This window comes from Streptomyces sp. ADMS (assembly GCF_033441795.1).
GTDB lineage: Bacteria > Actinomycetota > Actinomycetes > Streptomycetales > Streptomycetaceae > Streptomyces.
This window is the reverse complement of record NZ_JAVFVX010000138.1, coordinates 1-16967: the sequence shown is the minus strand read 5'-3', so window position 1 is coordinate 16967 and position 16967 is coordinate 1. Positions and strand designations below refer to the sequence as shown.

Here is a 16967-nt window from a genome sequence, read left to right as displayed (position 1 = left end):
CGATAAAGGGCACTAGCACCTCAAGCTAGCGCGTCTGCCATTCCGCCACCCGGACCAGGTGTCTGCCGCCCATGGGGCTGTTTCCCGCGGCGACAGAACAACGATACCAAGCTTTCGGACTGCCTTTCACCTGCATATCTCTCACCAGGGGCGACCGGACAGCTACGGAAACCCACGTCGTGGCTACTTCTCCCGCTCGTGGTACATCTTCCGCGTGTGCTCCGTGTGGGCCCGCATGATTTCCGTCGCGCGCCGCTCGTCGCGGCCCGCGATCGCCGCGATCAGCTCGCGGTGCTCCGTCCAGGACCGCTGCCCGCGCTGCCGCGCGACCGGCGTGTAGTACCAGCGCACCCGCCGGTCAACCTGGGCCGCCAGCTCGGCGAGCACCGCATTGCCGGCCAGCTCCATGATCTTCGCGTGGAGCCTGGCGTTCATCGCCACCGCGCCGTCCACGTCGTCGGCGGCGACCGCGCGCTCCCCCTCCGCGCACATCTCCTCCAGCACCGCGATGGCCGCGGCACCCGCGTTGGCCGCGGCGAGACGGGCCGCCTCGGCCTCCAGCAGCGTGCGGACGGTGAGGAGTTGATCCGCCTCCTCCTCCGTCGGCTCGTGCACGAAGGCGCCCTGGGCAGGCCGCAGATCGACCCATCCGTCCGTGTTGAGACGCTGCAACGCCTCCCGTACAGGCTGTCGGGAGACCCCGAGGTGCCCGGCGAGTTCACTCTCGACGAGATGCTGCCCGGGTTGCAGGGCTCGGGTGGTGATGAGTTCGAGCAGTGCCTCGTAGACACGGTCGCGCAGCGGGCCGGGGCGTTCGAGCTTGGGCACCGCGCCCTGCGGCAGTCCTGTCGTCGACAACATCACAGCCCCTCCTCCGCAGCGTCGTCGCCACGTATGAGAGCCAAGTATGAATTGGCTTTCGCCTACAGTCTACGGCGCACAAACACCCGGAAACCCAGCTCACGCCGCACGGGTGGCCGCCCGGACGCCGGCCCAAACCCTTGCTGCCGCCACCTCCATCCTGTAGACAATATTTCGTCGACAGTTTCCCAGTCTCGACAGTTCCGCGGTACACCCTCGGCCGAACGGAGCGCCATCCAGTGAAAGTCGCCATTCTCGGCGCCGGAGCCATCGGTGCCTATGTCGGCGCCGCCCTGCACCAAGCAGGCGCCGACGTGCATCTCGTCGCCCGTGGACCGCACCTCGCGGCCATGAGGCAACACGGCGTACGGGTCCTCAGCCCTCGCGGTGATTTCACCGCCCATGCCCACGCCACCGACAACCCCGCCGACATCGGCCCCGTCGACCATGTCTTCCTCGGACTCAAAGCCAACTCGTACGCGGCGTGCGGGCCGCTCATCGAGCCCCTGCTCCACGAGTCGACCGCCGTCATCGCCGCCCAGAACGGCATCCCGTGGTGGTACTTCCACCGTCACGGCGGACGTCACGACGGCCACCGCATCGAGAGCGTGGACCCCGGCGGCGCGGTCAGTGCCGTACTCGCGCCTGAGCGGGCCATCGGCTGCGTGGTGTACGCGGCGACAGAGCTGGAAGGGCCGGGCGTCGTCAGGCACCTGGAGGGCACCCGGTTCTCGATCGGCGAACCGGACCGCACGGTCTCCCCTCGCTGCCAGGCCTTCAGCGAGGCCATGCGGGCCGGCGGACTCAAATGCCCCGTCGAACCGGATCTGCGCAACGACATCTGGCTCAAACTCCTCGGCAACATCTCCTTCAACCCCATCAGCGCCCTCGCCCGCGCCACGATGCGCCAGATGTGCCACCACGGCGGCACCCGCCAGGTCATCCACACCATGATGGAAGAGACCCTCGCCGTCGCCGAAGCCCTCAACTGCCGTGTCGGCATCTCCATCGAGCGCCGTCTCGCCGGCGCCGAACGCGTGGGCGACCACCGCACCTCCACCCTCCAGGACCTCGAACGCGGAAAACCCCTTGAACTCGACGTCCTTCTGACCGCCGTCATCGAACTGGCCGGCATCACCGGCGTCGACGTCCCCACCCTGAGGACCGTCCACGCCATCAGCGACCTCCTCGCACTCGGGACCGCTGCGTGATGACGGCATAGTCGAGCCACGACACAGGACGGCGGGACCTCCAGCGGCGGGGAGCGCCCCCTGCGCCACGGGGGTCCCGCCTTTTTTCCGGTTCGGGAGCCCAGACCCCTTTCTGGATTCTGTATACTATCCACCTGTATACTGTCGCCCTGTCAGCGTTTCAGTATCCAACGGCCCCAGTACGGAGGCGACATGGAAGATCTGAATCCCGAGGTGGTGCTGGGTATGGCCGCCCAGGCGCCCGACGGCATAGTGATCATCGACGGGGGAGGGCTGATCCGCTTCTGGAACCGGGGCGCGGAGCGCATCTTCGGGTTCTCGGCGGGCGACGTGGACGGTCGCGGTCTCGACGTCATCATCCCCGAGCGGCACCGCAAGCGTCACTGGGACGGCTTCCAGAAGGCCATGGACCGGGGAACGACCAAGTACGGGGACGCCGACCTGCTGAACGTTCCCGCGCTGGCGGCGGACGGCCGCAAACTGTCCATCGAGTTCAGCGTGGCGCTGCTGCCGGGACCCGACGGCAGCACGTACGTCGGGGCGGTCATCCGGGACGTCACCGCGCGGCGCGAGCGGGAGCGGGAGCTGATGCGGCGGAGGGCCGAGGCCGAGGCGACGGTCTGAGTCTCGCCGGACGACGCGGAAGCGGCCGTGTCTGGAGGGCCACGGCCGCTTCCGTCTCCGCGGGCCGGGTCAGACGATGACGCCGCTCTCCTTCAGCCGGCCGATGGTCTCCTCGTCGTAGCCGAGTTCGACCAGGACCTCGGAGCTGTGCTCGCCCAGCAGCGGGGCGCCGGCGATGTCCGGCTTGAAGGAGGAGAACTTCACCGGGCTGCCGACGGTCAGGTAGGTGCCGCGGCCCTTCTGCTCGACCTCGACGACCGTGCCGCTCTTGCGCAGGTCCTCGTCGTAGGCGAGTTCCTTCATGCTCATCACCGGGGCGCAGGGCACCTCCCACTCACGCAGGATGTTCACCGCCTCGTACTTGGTCTTGTCCGCGAGCCACTTCTCGATCTCCGCGAAGATCTCGAAGATGTGCGACTGGCGGGCGCGCGCGGTGGCGTACTCCGGGTCCTCGGCCCACTCGGGACGGCCGATCACCTCAGCGGTGCGCTTCCAGTTCTGCTCCTGCACGGTGAAGTAGATGTACGCGTTCGGGTCGGTCTCCCAGCCCTTGCACTTGAGCACCCAGCCGGGCTGCCCGCCGCCGCCCGCGTTGCCGCCGCGCGGTACGACGTCGGTGAACTCGCCGTTCGGGTACTGCGGGTACTCCTCCAGGTAGCCGACACGCTCCAGGCGCTGCTGGTCGCGCAGCTTGACGCGGCAGAGGTTGAGCACGGCGTCCTGCATGGAGACCGAGACCTTCTGCCCCCGGCCCGTCCTGCCCCGGTCGATGATCGCGGTGAGGATGCCGATCGCCAGGTGCATCCCGGTGTTGGTGTCGCCGAGGGCACCGCCCGAAATGGTCGGCGGGCCGTCCCAGAAGCCGGTGGTGGAGGCGGCGCCGCCCGCGCACTGGGCGACGTTCTCGTAGACCTTGAGGTCGTTCCACGACGAGTCGTCGTTGAAGCCCTTGACCGAGCCGAAGATCAGACGCGGGTTGAGCTCCTGGATGCGCTCCCAGGTCAGACCCATGCGGTCCAGGGCACCCGGGGCGAAGTTCTCCACCAGCACGTCGGCGCCGGTGATGAGCTTCTCCAGGACCTCCAAACCCTCGGCGGTCTTGGTGTTGATGGCGAGGGAGCGCTTGTTGCTGTTGAGCATCGTGAAGTACAGCGCGTCGAGGTCCTCGATGTCCCGGAGCTGTTTGCGGGTGACGTCGCCGCCGTTGGGGCGCTCCACCTTCAGGACGTCGGCTCCGAACCAGGCGAGCAACTGTGTGCAGGCGGGACCGGCCTGGACCCCGGTGAAGTCGATCACCTTTATTCCGGCGAGCGGCTTTTCACTCATGTTTGGCTTCCTTCTCGTGAATGACAGCGTGCGGAGCGGGAGTTCGGGGTGAAGGCTGTGAAGGCCGCGAAGGCGGGAAGGCGGTCACTTCTTCGCCGGAGAGATGTTGCCGACGGTGATGCCCTTGGGGTTGAGGTGCGAGATGTGGCCGCTCTCGGTGCCGGCCGAGGGGTCGATCACGCAGTCGATGAGGGCCGGTCCGCCAGAGGCCAGGGCTTCGGTGAGGGCGGCGGTGACCTCGGCGGGCGTGGTGGCGCGGTAGCCCTTGCCGCCGAACGCCTCGATCACTAGGTCGTGGCGGGCCGCGCCCATGAGGGTCGTCGGCGAGGGGGCGTCGTCGTACGGGTTCACGTCGTCGCCGCGGTACACACCGCCGTTGTTCATGATCACGGTGACGACGGGCAGGTTGTAGCGGCAGATGGTCTCGATCTCGATACCGCTGAACCCGAAGGCACTGTCGCCCTCGACGGCCACGACGGGTGCGCCGCTCTCGACGGCGGCGGCGATGGCGTAGCCCATGCCGATGCCCATGACGCCCCAGGTGCCGCTGTCGAGGCGGTGGCGCGGTACGTGCATGTCGATGACGTTGCGCGCGATGTCCAGGGCGTTGGCGCCCTCGTTGACGATGTACGTCTCCGGGCGCGCGCGGACGACGTCGCGTACGGCCTTCAGGGCGCCCATGAACTGCATGGGGTGCGGGTCGGCCTCCAGGCGCTTCGCCATCTTGGCGACGTTCTGCGCCGAGCGGGCGCCGAGCTCCTCCCGCCAGGCCGAAGGGGCCGTGATCCGGCCGGGCTTGGTCCGCTCGGCGAGTGCTTCGAGCACCGACTCGATGTCGCCGACGAGCGGGGCGGCGATGGGCTGGTTGCTGTCGATCTCCTTGGGGTCGATGTCGATCTGGACGAACCTTGCGTCGGGGTTCCAGCCCGTCTGGCCGTGGCCCAGAAGCCAGTTGAGGCGGGCGCCGATCAGCATCACGACGTCGGCCTTCTTCAGTGCCAGGGAACGCGCGGTGGCCGCCGACTGCGGGTGGTCGTCGGGCAGCAGGCCCTTGGCCATCGACATCGGTACGTACGGGATGCCGGTGGACTCGATGAACTCGCGGACCCGGTCGTCGGCCTGGGCGTACGCGGCGCCCTTGCCCAGCACCACCAACGGCCGCTCGGCACCTGCCAGTAGTTCGATCGCACGGTCCACGGCCTCCGGCGCGGGCAGTTGACGCGGGGCGGGGTCGACGAGTCGGCTCAGGGTCTTCGCGCCGTCCGCGGCGGGCATGACGGCGCCGAGCACCGCGGCGGGGATGTCGAGGTAGACGCCGCCGGGGCGCCCGGAGATCGCGGTGCGCAGCGCGCGGGCGATGCCCCGGCCGATGTCCTCCACGCGGCTGACCCGGTACGCGGCCTTGACGAACGGCTGCGCGGCGGCGAGCTGGTCCATCTCCTCGTAGTCGCCCTGCTTGAGGTCGACGAGGTGGCGCTCGCTGGAGCCGGAGATCTGGACCATCGGGAAGCAGTTGGTGGTCGCGTTCGCCAGCGCGACCAGGCCGTTGAGGAAGCCGGGTGCCGACACGGTCAGTGCCACGCCGGGCTTCTTGTTGAGGTAGCCGGCGGCCGCCGCCGCGTGTCCGGCGTTGCTCTCGTGCCGGAAGCCTATGTAACGGATGCCCTGCGCCTGGGCGAGGCGGGCCAGGTCGGTGATCGGGATGCCGACCACTCCGTAGATGGTGTCGACGTCGTTCATCCTGAGCGCGTCGACGACCAGGTGGTACCCGTCGGTGAGCTCGGTCGGAACGTCGGCTGCTGCCGCGGTCTCCAGGGGCGAGGGGGCGGTCATGGTCCGAGGTCCTCCTTGGGCAGGTCCTGCCGGAGCGGCTACTTCTCTCACCATCCGCAGCGCGTCCGTCCGCGTCCAAGACCCATCGGCGACCAGCCGATAAACAGCGTCTATCGACCGCTGGTGGAGGGGCTGTCAACTCCCTTGATAGACGGTTGCTATCGGCCGTTCACCAGTGCGTATTGGACGGCGACCGCAGGTCACCGCAGGCTCGCAGAGGACTGCTGCATCAGATCTGGCGCGAGGGGGTGGGGTCATGGCGGTTCCGGCCGCGGCATCCGTGCGCGACGCGAACCGGTACCGGCCTCCGACGCTCACAGGCCTCGCCGACCTGCTCGACCGGCAGGTGCGGGAACGGCCGTACGCCCGCGCTCTCGTCGTCACCGGCGAGCGGGTGCACCTCTCCTACCGGGGCCTCGCGGCTCTGGCGGACGACGTGGCTGCCAGGCTCGGCCGCACGGGGCTGGGACGCGGTGACGCGATCGGTGTGATCTGTGCCAACACCGCGGAGTTCGTCGTCGCGCTGCTCGGCGCGGCGCGAGCGGGTCTGGTGGTCGCCCCGCTGGACCCGGCGCTTCCCGCCTCTCAACTGTCGGCTCGGCTCGCGGCGTTGGGGGCACGGGCGGTTCTCGTCGGCCCGTCGGTGGCCGGGGCTCCGCTACCTCTCCCCGCATGGCCCCTGCGTGTGGAGGTCTCCCGGGCGGGCACGGCGTCGGTCGCGCTCGAACCCGGTGCCGTGCCCGACGTGCTGGGCGCGGCAGGCGAGTTGTCTGACCGGGACGCCCTCGTCCTGTTCACCGCGGGTACCACCGAGCGGGCGAGGATGGTGCCGCTGACCCACACCAACGTGGCCGCTGCCGTCCAAGGAGTGTGTGCCACATACGAGTTGGGGCCCGGCGACGCGACGGTCGCGGTGATGCCGTTCTTCCACGGCCACGGGCTCTTCGCGGCGCTGCTGGCGTCCCTGGCCAGCGGAGGCTGCGTACTGCTGCCCGAGCGGGGGCGGTTCTCGGCCGGCACGTTCTGGGACGACATGCGGGCCGTGACCGCCACCTGGTTCACCGCGGTGCCGGCCATCCACGAGATCCTCCTGGACCGGTCCGAGCACGAGTACCCGGGACCACAGGCACCGCCCCTGAAGTTCGTACGCAGTTGCAGCGCTCCCCTCAACACGGCCACGCAGCGCGCGCTGGAGCGCACGTTCGGCGCGCCGTTGCTGTCCGCGTACGGGATGACGGAGTCCTCCCACCAGGCGGCCAGCGAGCCGCTGCCCGAGCGGGGCGCGCTGAAGCAGGGGTCGGTGGGGCGGCCGACCGGGGTCGAGGTGCGGGTCGTCGACCGGAGCGGGCGGGCGTGTCCGGTGGGCGTCGCGGGCGAGGTGTGGGTGCACGGACCGACCGTCGCCCGTGGCTATCTCGCCGACGGGGACGGGACGGCGTACGCCTTCGTCGACGGGTGGCTTCGCACCGGTGATCTGGGCGTGCTGGACGAGGAGGGATATCTGTCGCTGACCGGACGGATCAAGAACCTCATCAACCGTGGCGGGGAGAAGATCTCGCCCGAGCACGTCGAGGACATCCTCGCCGGGTGCCCGGGCGTCGCCGAGGCGGCCGTGTTCGCCGTGCCCGACGGGGTGTACGGGCAGCGGGTCGGCGCCGCCGTGGTGGTGCGCGAAGGGGAGAGCGTGGGGGCCGCGGAGATCCTGCGGTACTGCCGTGACCGGCTGGCCGCGTTCGAGGTGCCCGAACGGCTTGAGGTGGTCGCCGCTCTGCCGCACACGGGCAAGGGGGGACTGGACCGGAAGGCCGTCCAGGCCCGGTACGCGCCCTGATGGCGGGGCTCAGCGCACACGGTGCTCGGTCGGCGTGGGCAGCGGGCGGGCGAAGAAGTCGTCCAGGGACAGGCCCGTCGCGGCGTTGACGAACGCGCGGGCGGCGACCGAGCCGGGCGTGGCCGCGTGGATCGCCACCGAGACCTGGGCGCCGGCTTCCGGGTCGACCAGGGGCAGCGCTCTCGTCCGGCCGACGACCGGCATGGCGCGCAGCCAGGTGTGCGGGACGACGCTCGCCCAGCCGCCGCCGCCCACGTGCGCGTAGAGGGAGGCGATGGAGTCGGTCTCGACCTGCGGGGTCACCACGAATCCCTTCTCGGCGAACACGGTGTCGACGATCTGACGGATGCGCATGTCGGGCGTCAGGAGGGCGAGCGGCAGTTGGGCCGCGTCCGCCCAGGTCACCGTGGCGGACTGGGCGACGAGTTGGTCGTCCGACACCAGCAGCATGTAGCGCTCCTGGTAGAGGGGGACGACCTGCAGGCCGTCCTGGTCGCCCGGGTCGAAGTGGGCGATCGCCACGTCCAGTTCGTAGTCGCGCAGCTGGCGGTGGAGTTCCTTGGTCGAGAGGCGGGAACGCACCTGCACCTTGGCCAGCGGGTGCGCCGCGCAGAACGCGGCGACGGGAAGCGCCAGGGTTGTCGACGCCGTGGGGTCCGTGCCCAGCCGCAGCGTCCCCGTGATGCCGGACTGCACGGCGGCCACTTCGGCCTTGAACGCGTCCTGTTCGGCGAGGATGCGCTTGGCCCACACGACGAGGCGTTCACCTTCCGGGGTGAGGCCCTGGTAGTTGTGTCCGCGGTTGATCAGGGTGACGTTCAACTCCCGTTCCAGCTTGGCGATCGCCGCCGAGAGCGCCGGCTGGGACACGTAGCAGGACTCCGCCGCCCGGGCGAAGTGCCGTTCCCTCGCCACCGCCACGAAGTACTCCAGCTGCCGGAACAGCACGAACGACTCCTCTCTGTCCGGGGCCGCCCCAGCGTACGCGGCGCCTCCCCCGCAAGGGATCCACAGGGAGACGGCGGTAGTCCGACCCGGCGGGTCAGCGCAGAAGCTTCACCGCGGCGACGACGAGCGGGTCGAGACCGTCCGCTCCGGCGTCGACGAACTCGTACAACCGCGTACGCATGCGTGGGTCCCAGAACTTCCCGACATGCCCGGCGATCGCCTCCGAGGCGATGTCGTCCGGCAGGTGGCCGTGGTTCGCGGCGATGTCGTTGGCCATGCGTCGCTCGGACGGTACGGCTGCGGCCATCTCAGTCCACCACCATGACCAGGTCGTCGGCCGCCGGTTCCGCCTCGGCGGCCTCGCTCGGGCGGGCCATGCCGACCTGCACGGCGGTCACCTTGTACTCCGGGCAGTTGGTCGCCCAGTCGGAGTTCTCCGTGGTGACCACGTTGGCGCCGGTCACGGGGTGGTGGAAGGTGGTGTACACGACCCCGGTCGGCATCCGGTCGGAGATCTCCGCGCGCAGTGTCGTCTGCCCGACGCGACTGGCCAGGCTGACCATGTCGCCGTCCTTGATGCCGCGGTCCTCGGCGTCGTGCGGGTGCAGTTCGAGGATGTCCTCGGGGTGCCAGGCGACATTGCCGGTACGGCGGGTCTGCGCGCCGACGTTGTACTGGCTGAGAATGCGTCCCGTGGTGAGGACCAGGGGGAAGCGCCGGGTGCTGCGTTCGTTCGTCGGCACGTAGGAGGTGACCACGAACCTGCCTTTGCCGCGCACGAATTCGTCCACGTGCATGACGGGCGTGCCTTCCGGCGCCTCCTCGTTGCACGGCCACTGGATGCTGCCGAGCTTGTCCAGCAGCTCGAAGGAGACGCCGGTGAAAGTCGGTGTGACGGAGGCGATTTCATCCATGATCCGGCTCGGATGGTCGTACGCCATCGGGTAGCCCATGGCGGTGGCGATCTCGCTGACGATCTGCCACTCGTGCTTGCCCGTCCTCGGCTTCATCACCGCGCGGACCCGGTTGATCCGGCGTTCGGCGTTGGTGAACGTGCCGTCCTTCTCCAGGAACGACGCCCCGGGCAGGAAGACGTGCGCGAACCTGGCCGTCTCGTTGAGGAACAGGTCCTGTACGACGACCAGTTCCATCGCTTCGAGCGCGGCGGTGACGTGCTTGAGGTTGGGGTCGGACTGGGCGATGTCCTCGCCGTGGACGAACAGACCCCGGAAGGTGCCGTCGATCGCCGCGTCGAACATGTTCGGGATACGAAGTCCCGGCTCGGCGAGGAGAGTTCCGCCCCAGAGGTTCTCGAAGACGGTGCGCACCGCGTCGTCGGACACATGGCGGTAGCCGGGAAGTTCGTGCGGGAACGAGCCCATGTCGCAGGAGCCCTGCACGTTGTTCTGGCCGCGCAGCGGGTTCACGCCGACCCCGTCCCGGCCGATGTTTCCGCATGCCATCGCGAGGTTGGCCATTCCCATGACCATGGTCGAGCCCTGGCTGTGCTCGGTGACACCGAGACCGTAGTAGATGGCTCCGTTGGGTGCGGTCGCGTACAGCCGTGCGGCGGCGCGCAGTTCGGCGGCCGGTACGCCGGTGATCGGCTCGACCGCCTCCGGGCTGTTCTCGGAACGGGCGACGAACTCCGCCCACTCGTCGAAGTCCTCGCACCTCGCGTCCACGAACGGCCGGTCGAACAGGCCCTCGGTGACCACCACATGGGCCATCGCGTTCACGACGGCGACGTTGGTGCTCGGCCTGAGCTGGAGATGGTGCTCGGCCTCGATGTGCGGTGAGCGTACGAGGTCGATGCGGCGCGGGTCCACGACGATCAGCTTGGCGCCCTCGCGCAGCCGGCGCTTCATCCGGGAGGCGAACACCGGGTGCCCGTCGGTGGGGTTGGCGCCGATCACCATGATGACGTCGGCCTCTGCGACGGAACGGAAGTCCTGGGTGCCCGCCGACTCGCCGAAGGTCTGCTTGAGTCCGTATCCCGTCGGGGAGTGGCAGACACGGGCGCAGGTGTCGACGTTGTTGTTGCCGAAGGCCGCGCGCACCATCTTCTGTACGACGTACACCTCTTCGTTGGTGCAGCGCGAGGAGGTGATGGCGCCGACCGAGCTCGTTCCGTACCGGTCCTGGAGCTCACGCATGCGGCGGGCGACGGTGCCGATCGCCTCGTCCCACCCGACCTCGCGCCAGGGGTCGGTGATCCTTTCGCGGACCATGGGGTTGAGCTGACGGTCGGGGTGGCCGGCGTAGCCGAAGGCAAAGCGGCCCTTCACGCAGGAGTGGCCCTCGTTCGCGCCGCCGTCCTTGTACGGCACCATGCGCACCAGCTCGTCGCCGCGCAGCTCGGCCTTGAACGAACAGCCGACCCCGCAGTAGGCGCAGGTGGTCACAACCGACCTTGTGGGCATGCCGAGTTCGACGACCGACCGTTCCTGGAGTGTGGACGTCGGGCAGGCCTGGACGCAGGCGCCGCAGGAGACGCACTCGGAGTCCATGAACGTCTCGCCCGCGCCCGCCGAGACCTTGGAGTCGAAACCGCGCCCCTCGATGGTGAGCGCGAACGTGCCCTGGACCTCGCCGCAGGCCCGTACGCAGCGGGAGCAGGCGATGCACTTGGACGGGTCAAAGTCGAAGTAGGGGTTGGAGGTGTCTTTTCCGGCGTCGAGATGGTTCTCACCCTCGTAGCCGTACCGGACCTGCCTGAGCCCCACCACGCCTGCCATGTCCTGGAGTTCGCAGTCTCCGTTGGCCGGGCAGGTGAGGCAGTCGAGGGGGTGGTCGGAGATGTAGAGCTCCATGACGCCCTGGCGGAGTTTCTCCACCTTCGGCGTCTGGGTGCTCACCTGCATCCCGTCGGCGCACGGGGTGGTGCAGGACGCCGGGGTGCCGCGCCGGCCGTCGATCTCGACCACGCACAGCCGGCAGGAACCGAACGGCTCCAGGCTGTCGGTGGCGCACAGTTTGGGGATGTCGATGCCTGCCTGCGCGGCGGCGCGCATCACCGAGGTGCCCTCGGGTACGGTCACCGGCAGGCCGTCCACCTCCACCGACACCGTCGCCGGGCCGGGCCGTTCCGGGGTTCCGAAGTCGGGTTCCTTGAGAAGGCTCATGCCGTGCCCTCCGTCCTCACACCAGTCGTCTGTACGGGTCGGTTCGCCTTGATCGGCTGGATCTGCAGGAGCCGGCGACCGCCGAGGAAGTCGTCGGGGAAGTGCGTGAGGGCGCTGCGGACGGGCATCGGGGTCAGCCCGCCCATCGCGCACAGCGAGCCGTCGGTCATCAGGTCGCAGAGGTCTGCCAGCAGGGCCAGGTTCTCGTCGCGGTGCGTGCCGGCGACGATCTTGTCGATCACCTCGACACCGCGCACCGCGCCGATCCGGCACGGTGTGCACTTGCCGCAGGACTCCTCGGCGCAGAACTCCATCGCGAAACGGGCCTGCGCGGCCATGTCGACGCTGTCGTCGAAGACGACGATGCCTCCGTGCCCGAGCATCGCGCCGGCCTCGGCGAAGGCCTCGTAGTCCATCGGCAGATCGAACAGTGACTCGGGCAGGTACGCCCCGAGTGGTCCGCCGACCTGAACGGTACGGACCGGACGCCCGGTGTGGGTTCCGCCGCCGTACTCCTCGATCAACTCGCGCAGGGTGATGCCGAAGGCGGTCTCCACGATGCCGCCGCGCGCGATGTTCCCACCGAGCTGGAACACCTGGGTGCCGCGCGATCGGCCGACGCCGAGGTCCTGGTAGGCCTTCGCGCCATGGGCGAGGACGACCGGAACCGTGGTCAGGGTGAGGACGTTGTTCACCACGGTCGGTTTGCCGAACAGGCCCTCGATCGCCGGGATCGGCGGCTTCGCACGGACCGTGCCCCGCTTGCCTTCCAGACTCTCCAGCATGGAGGTCTCCTCGCCGCAGATGTACGCGCCGGCGCCGACGCGGACATGCAGGTCGAAGTCGAGTGCGGAGCCGAGGATGCCCTTGCCGAGCCAGCCGTGGTCACGGGCGATCTCTGTCGCCGCGCGCATCGTGGCGATCGCGTCCGCGTATTCGGAGCGGATGTAGAGGTAGCCCTCGCTCGCGCCGACCGCGTGCGCGGCGACGGTCATGCCCTCGATGAGCAGGAAGGGGTCGCCCTCCATGACCATACGGTCGGCGAAGGTCCCGCTGTCGCCCTCGTCGGCGTTGCAGCAGACGAACTTCAGCTCGTCGGCGCAGTCCAGCACCGTCTTCCACTTGATGCCGGCCGGGAATCCGGCGCCGCCGCGACCGCGCAGTCCGGATGCGGTGACCTCGGTGACCACGTCGGCAGGCGCCATGTCCAGGGCGGCGCGCAGTCCCTCCAGGCCGCCGTGCTCGACGTAGTCCTGTGTCGAGAGGGGGTCGGTCACCCCGACCCTGGCGAAGGTGACGCGTGTCTGCCGGGCCAGCCAGGGCAGTTCGTCGACGAGGCCGAGGCGCAGGGGGTGGTCCGCCCCGTCCAGCATGCCGGCGGTCAGGAGTCCGTCCACGTCCTCGGCGGTCACCGGGCCGTAGCCGACGCGTCCCTGCGGGGTCACGACCTCGACCATCGGCTCCAGCCAGAGGAGGCCGCGTGACCCGTTGCGTACGACGTCGATGGCGAAGTCCCCACGCGTGGCGGCGCGTTGCAGGGCGCCGGCGACCTCGTCCGCGCCGACGGACCTGGCCGCCGAGTCGCGGGGGACGTAGACCGTCGCCATGGCGGGCGAAGAGTTGTTCATGATGAGACCGTCCCGTCGAGCGTCCCGTTGAGGATCGAGCCCAGTCGGGCCGGGCCCACGCGTCCGTACAGCCGTCCGTTCGCCTCCACCGACGGTCCCAGCGCGCAGTTGCCCAGGCAGAAGACCTGCTCGACGGTGACTGAGCGGTCCGCCGACGTCTCCCCCAGGGTCAGTCCGGTCTCCCGCGCGTAGGTCACGAGGCGGTCGGCGCCCTGGGCCTGGCATGCCTCGGCGCGGCAGATGCGCACCGTGGTGCGGCCGGCGGGCTCGCGACGGAAGTCGTGGTAGAAGGTCACCACTCCGTGGATGTCCGCCCTGGAGAGGTTGAGCGCGTCGGCGAGCACCGGAATCGCTTCCTGCGGCACATGGCCCAACTCGGCCTGGACCGCGTGCAGTACGGGCAGCAGCGGGCCGCGCTCACCCCGGTGATCGGCCACCACCCTCCGGACCACGCTCTCGACCGTCACATCGCTCCCGCTGGTCGTCATGATCGCTCCGCCTTCCGAAACGCGGTCTCCGGCGAGGGTTGCAGGAGACTGAGACAATACCTCATACAGGCTTCTGTATACAGATGACAGCGGATGAAGCCCTGGCCGATCGAGGCGGGGCGGAGTTCCGCTGCGCGGACCCCGCTCTTCGGCATGCGCCGTCCGGTGCACAGCCCACGCCATGTTGCATACCAAAACCTGTATGCTCAAACCGCTGTCGGCAACCCTCTCGGCGGCAACCTCTTGACAAAGCCGTCGGCCCGGCGGCAGAACGGGACAACCATGCGCGAGGCACTCACGGCCGCAGCGTCCCGGCGCGTCACCCGCCCGGCACCACTGCGCCAGGCCGTGTACGACGCCCTGACCGAACTGATCGTCAGTGGCTCCCTCAAGCCCGGCCAGCATCTCGTCGAGGCCGAACTCGCCGAACATCTCGGTGTCAGCCGGCAGCCGGTCCGTGAGGCTCTTCAGCGGCTCCAGACCGCCGGCTGGGTCGATTTGCGGCCCGCGCAGGGCGCTTTCGTCCACTCCCCCACCGAGGAAGAGGCAGCCCAACTCCTCGGCGTTCGATCGGTGTTGGAGACCTACTCGGCACAGCTCGCAGCCCGCAACGCGAAGCCCGAGGACGTGGAACGCCTCTGCGAACTCCAGACCGAGGGCGTCGACGCACTCGCCGCCGGTGACGTCGAGCGCCTGGTCTCGGCCAACACGGCCCTGCACGCATGCGTCACCGCCGTCGCCGCCAACGCCGTCCTGGCCGAAATGCTCGAGCAGGTGGGCCAGAAGGTGCGCTGGTACTACACACCCATCGCCAAGCCCCGCGGCAAGGAGGCCTGGAACGAGCACACCCAGCTCATCAAGGCCATCGCCAGGGGCGACGCCGACCGCGCCGGCGAGATCATGCGCAAGCACACCGAACGCACGACCGACTTCTACCGCAGGCAGCTCGCCGCCGGCGCGGGCCAGAGCTGACTTCCACAGGAGCATGCGAACGGGCCTTCCCCGGGCCGGAGTTCAGGACGGCGCGAGGGACTCGGCGGTCAGCGCGGGCCTGACTCCGACAGCCGCGAAGTGGCGTGCCCGCGCACCGGCGGCCGCCCTCAGTTCGAGCAGCCACGGCAGGACCGTACGCAGCACGATGTCGAGGCCGTCGCCGTCCGCACCGAGCCCCGCCTCGGCGGGCACCAGCACCGGATCGGCGAACACGGTGGACGTGGCGCTGCCGGGCGGCCCCGTGGAGTCGGGCCGGGCCGGCACGAACAGATCCGGGGCGTGCGCCGGAACCCCCCATAGGCTCAGGCCGTTCGGCGTGCCGAGCGGCCTTGACGACCAGACGTAACTGTCGGCCTCCCCCGCCGCGACCACCCGGCGTTTGCGCGCCCGCAGCGCGACCACGCCACCGGAGCGAACGGCCGTGCAGCGCGGCATGAGCAGTTGGACCTCCGTCTCCTGCTCGCCGGCGTCCTCCTCGACGAGAGCGAGGCTGCAGAGGTGGCGTCCGGCGGCGATCTCACCGCGGACCCAGGGGCTGCCGTACGACTCGACGACGGCGACCGCCGTGTAGTGGGACCGGAGCACGGCCGCCGTCGCCGGGCAGATCCGCGCGGTCCGGGTGACCACCTCGGCGGCTTCCGGAAGGCCCAGTCCGGCGCCGCCGCACTCGGTGGAGACGGTGAGCCCCAGCAGTCCGGTGGCCCCGAAGGCCGTCACGGCACCACGGGGGAACCTGCCCTCCGTGCCGGTCAGTTCGGCGCAGGGCGCGACGGCACGGGTGAGGACTTCCGCGAGAGCGGTGCGGTACGACACGAAGTGACCCCCTCGGAGTAATTGCATACAGTATTCTGCACTCTCTGTCCGGACACCAGAGGGAGGTGAGCCAAATTTCCCCGGCCACCGTCCGCGCGGCCCGTCTGGGACAGGATTCATGCCCGACACACCCACCGCGGCAGCGCGCGGCCCGATCCCCCGGCCCGCCCCACTGCGGCAGGCCGTCTACGACACCCTGACCGAGCTGATCATCAGCGGGTCCCTCAAGCCCGGCCGGCACCTCGTCGAGGCCGAACTCGCCGAGAACCTGGGGGTGAGCCGCCAGCCCATACGCGAAGGCCTCCAGCGGCTCCACACCGGCGGCTGGGTCGACCTGCGGCCGGCGCAGGGCGCCTTCGTCCACTTCCCCACCGCCGAGGAGTGTGCCCAACTGCTCGGCGTCCGGGCGATCCTGGAGACGCACTCCGCCCGTGGCGCCGCCGACTTCTACTGCGAGCAGATCACCGCGCTGGCCGAACGGGGCGCGTGACGACGGCAGCGGGAGTCAGGTCCGTGGGTCGATCTCCCGCAGGAGCCCGGTCGTCACGTCGAAGACGAAGCCCCGGACATCGTCCGTGTGCGGCAGGAACGGTGAGGTGCGCACGCGCTGCATCGACTGGCGTACGTCCTGGTCGACGTCCCGGAAGGCCTCCACCGCCCACGCCGGCCGCTGTCCGACCTCCAGCTCAAGTTCGTGCCGGAAGTCCTCGGTCAGGATCTGGAGACCGCAGCCGGTGTGGTGGATGAGGACGACACTGCGGGTACCGAGCACGCGCTGACTGATCGTCAGGGAGCGGATGGTGTCGTCGGTGACAACGCCGCCGGCGTTGCGGACGGTGTGGCAGTCGCCGAGTTCCAGACCGAGGGCTGCGTGCAGGTCGAGACGGGCGTCCATACAGGCCACGACCGCCACCTGGAGTACGGGGCGGGCGTCCGTCCCCGGGTCGGCGAAGCCGGCGGCGTATGCGCGGTTGGACTCCACGAGCCGGTCCGTGACCGTCTCGGTTCCGGCACCTGTGCCGGGCGCCCTGCGGGTGGGCCGGGCGAAACGGGGTGCGCGTGTCGGCATGGTGGGCTACCTCACTCCGGTCGGATGCGAACGGGAGCCGTCCCCGGCACGGCTGCCTGCGCCGTGCCCGGGACGGAGAGTGGAAGCGGCGTCGGCCGCCGTCGGTCAGATCACGCCCTGTGCCTTGAGGAGCGGCGACTCGTCTTCTTCGCGGCCGGGTTGACAGCGCGGCGAGGATGCCGGCCACCGCGTGGATGCCGGTCCCGGAGTCCCCGAT

General features: G+C 69.7%; 14 protein-coding genes and 1 pseudogene. 5 read left to right on the top strand and 10 right to left on the bottom strand.

Annotated elements, in window-relative coordinates; translation table 11 throughout:
* Positions 1-183: 183 nt before the first annotated feature.
* Positions 184-858 (bottom strand): GntR family transcriptional regulator, encoded by a 675-nt coding sequence (locus tag RB628_RS35520; protein ID WP_412180775.1) that lies wholly within the window; start codon positions 856-858, stop codon positions 184-186.
* Positions 859-1100: 242 nt separating this feature from the next.
* Here RB628_RS35520 and RB628_RS35515 point away from each other — a divergent pair, with 242 nt between their 5' ends.
* On the top strand, positions 1101-2072 hold the full coding sequence (locus RB628_RS35515) for a 2-dehydropantoate 2-reductase (protein ID WP_318324762.1): 972 nt from the start codon (positions 1101-1103) through the stop codon (positions 2070-2072).
* Between the two features lie 192 nt (positions 2073-2264).
* Positions 2265-2696 (top strand): PAS domain S-box protein, encoded by a 432-nt coding sequence (locus RB628_RS35510; RefSeq protein ID WP_318324761.1) that lies wholly within the window; start codon positions 2265-2267, stop codon positions 2694-2696.
* A 69-nt stretch (positions 2697-2765) separates the two neighbouring features.
* Here the strand turns inward: RB628_RS35510 and frc are convergent, their stop codons facing one another.
* Together frc and oxc are read right to left on the bottom strand one after the other, a co-directional pair.
* A complete protein-coding gene (frc, locus tag RB628_RS35505; RefSeq protein ID WP_318324760.1) occupies positions 2766-4022 on the bottom strand; it encodes a formyl-CoA transferase in 1257 nt (418 codons plus the stop codon).
* Between the two features lie 84 nt (positions 4023-4106).
* Complete coding sequence (gene oxc / locus RB628_RS35500) at positions 4107-5855, bottom strand: oxalyl-CoA decarboxylase (RefSeq protein ID WP_318324759.1); 1749 nt, start codon at positions 5853-5855, stop codon at positions 4107-4109.
* 256 nt (positions 5856-6111) lie between these two features.
* Between oxc and RB628_RS35495 the strand changes: the two genes are divergently transcribed.
* Entirely contained in the window at positions 6112-7686 is a 1575-nt protein-coding gene (locus tag RB628_RS35495) for a FadD7 family fatty acid--CoA ligase (protein ID WP_318324758.1), read from the top strand.
* 9 nt (positions 7687-7695) lie between these two features.
* Here RB628_RS35495 and RB628_RS35490 read toward each other — a convergent pair whose 3' ends face one another.
* The 5 genes from RB628_RS35490 to RB628_RS35470 form a co-directional block, all read right to left on the bottom strand.
* Positions 7696-8634: a LysR family transcriptional regulator gene (locus RB628_RS35490; protein WP_318324757.1), complete on the bottom strand. Its 939-nt coding sequence runs from the start codon at positions 8632-8634 to the stop codon at positions 7696-7698.
* A 94-nt stretch (positions 8635-8728) separates the two neighbouring features.
* The gene (locus RB628_RS35485) at positions 8729-8941 is read right to left on the bottom strand and encodes a formate dehydrogenase subunit delta (protein ID WP_318324756.1); all 213 of its coding nucleotides are present in this window, start codon (positions 8939-8941) and stop codon (positions 8729-8731) included.
* Between the two features lies 1 nt (position 8942).
* A complete protein-coding gene (gene fdhF / locus RB628_RS35480; protein WP_318324755.1) occupies positions 8943-11759 on the bottom strand; it encodes a formate dehydrogenase subunit alpha in 2817 nt (938 codons plus the stop codon).
* Entirely contained in the window at positions 11756-13387 is a 1632-nt protein-coding gene (locus tag RB628_RS35475) for a formate dehydrogenase beta subunit (RefSeq protein WP_318324754.1), read from the bottom strand. Before RB628_RS35475 ends, fdhF begins: the two co-directional genes overlap by 4 nt.
* Positions 13384-13875: an NAD(P)H-dependent oxidoreductase subunit E gene (locus tag RB628_RS35470; protein ID WP_318324753.1), complete on the bottom strand. Its 492-nt coding sequence runs from the start codon at positions 13873-13875 to the stop codon at positions 13384-13386. The genes RB628_RS35475 and RB628_RS35470 overlap by 4 nt, the downstream gene beginning before the upstream one ends.
* A gap of 282 nt (positions 13876-14157) precedes the next feature.
* Here RB628_RS35470 and RB628_RS35465 point away from each other — a divergent pair, with 282 nt between their 5' ends.
* Entirely contained in the window at positions 14158-14847 is a 690-nt protein-coding gene (locus RB628_RS35465) for a GntR family transcriptional regulator (RefSeq protein WP_318324752.1), read from the top strand.
* Between the two features lie 42 nt (positions 14848-14889).
* On the opposite strand, the gene RB628_RS35460 is transcribed toward RB628_RS35465, so the two are convergent.
* On the bottom strand, positions 14890-15681 hold the full coding sequence (locus tag RB628_RS35460; protein ID WP_318324751.1) for an acyl-CoA dehydrogenase family protein: 792 nt from the start codon (positions 15679-15681) through the stop codon (positions 14890-14892).
* A 118-nt stretch (positions 15682-15799) separates the two neighbouring features.
* Here RB628_RS35460 and RB628_RS35455 point away from each other — a divergent pair.
* Positions 15800-16123, top strand: a pseudogene (locus tag RB628_RS35455) (GntR family transcriptional regulator); the annotation flags it as partial.
* 63 nt (positions 16124-16186) lie between these two features.
* Here the strand turns inward: RB628_RS35455 and RB628_RS35450 are convergent.
* On the bottom strand, positions 16187-16750 hold the full coding sequence (locus RB628_RS35450) for a carbonic anhydrase (protein WP_318324750.1): 564 nt from the start codon (positions 16748-16750) through the stop codon (positions 16187-16189).
* Positions 16751-16967: the final 217 nt, after the last annotated feature.

Coding starts and splice junctions, on each gene's coding strand:
- RB628_RS35510 (WP_318324761.1), top strand. CDS start 2,265: ATGGAAGATCTGAATCCCGAGGTGGTGCTGGGTATGGCCGCCCAGGCG.
- frc (WP_318324760.1), bottom strand. CDS start 4,022: ATGAGTGAAAAGCCGCTCGCCGGAATAAAGGTGATCGACTTCACCGGG.
- oxc (WP_318324759.1), bottom strand. CDS start 5,855: ATGACCGCCCCCTCGCCCCTGGAGACCGCGGCAGCAGCCGACGTTCCG.
- RB628_RS35495 (WP_318324758.1), top strand. CDS start 6,112: ATGGCGGTTCCGGCCGCGGCATCCGTGCGCGACGCGAACCGGTACCGG.
- RB628_RS35485 (WP_318324756.1), bottom strand. CDS start 8,941: ATGGCCGCAGCCGTACCGTCCGAGCGACGCATGGCCAACGACATCGCC.
- fdhF (WP_318324755.1), bottom strand. CDS start 11,759: ATGAGCCTTCTCAAGGAACCCGACTTCGGAACCCCGGAACGGCCCGGC.
- RB628_RS35475 (WP_318324754.1), bottom strand. CDS start 13,387: ATGAACAACTCTTCGCCCGCCATGGCGACGGTCTACGTCCCCCGCGAC.
- RB628_RS35470 (WP_318324753.1), bottom strand. CDS start 13,875: ATGACGACCAGCGGGAGCGATGTGACGGTCGAGAGCGTGGTCCGGAGG.
- RB628_RS35465 (WP_318324752.1), top strand. CDS start 14,158: ATGCGCGAGGCACTCACGGCCGCAGCGTCCCGGCGCGTCACCCGCCCG.
- RB628_RS35450 (WP_318324750.1), bottom strand. CDS start 16,750: ATGCCGACACGCGCACCCCGTTTCGCCCGGCCCACCCGCAGGGCGCCC.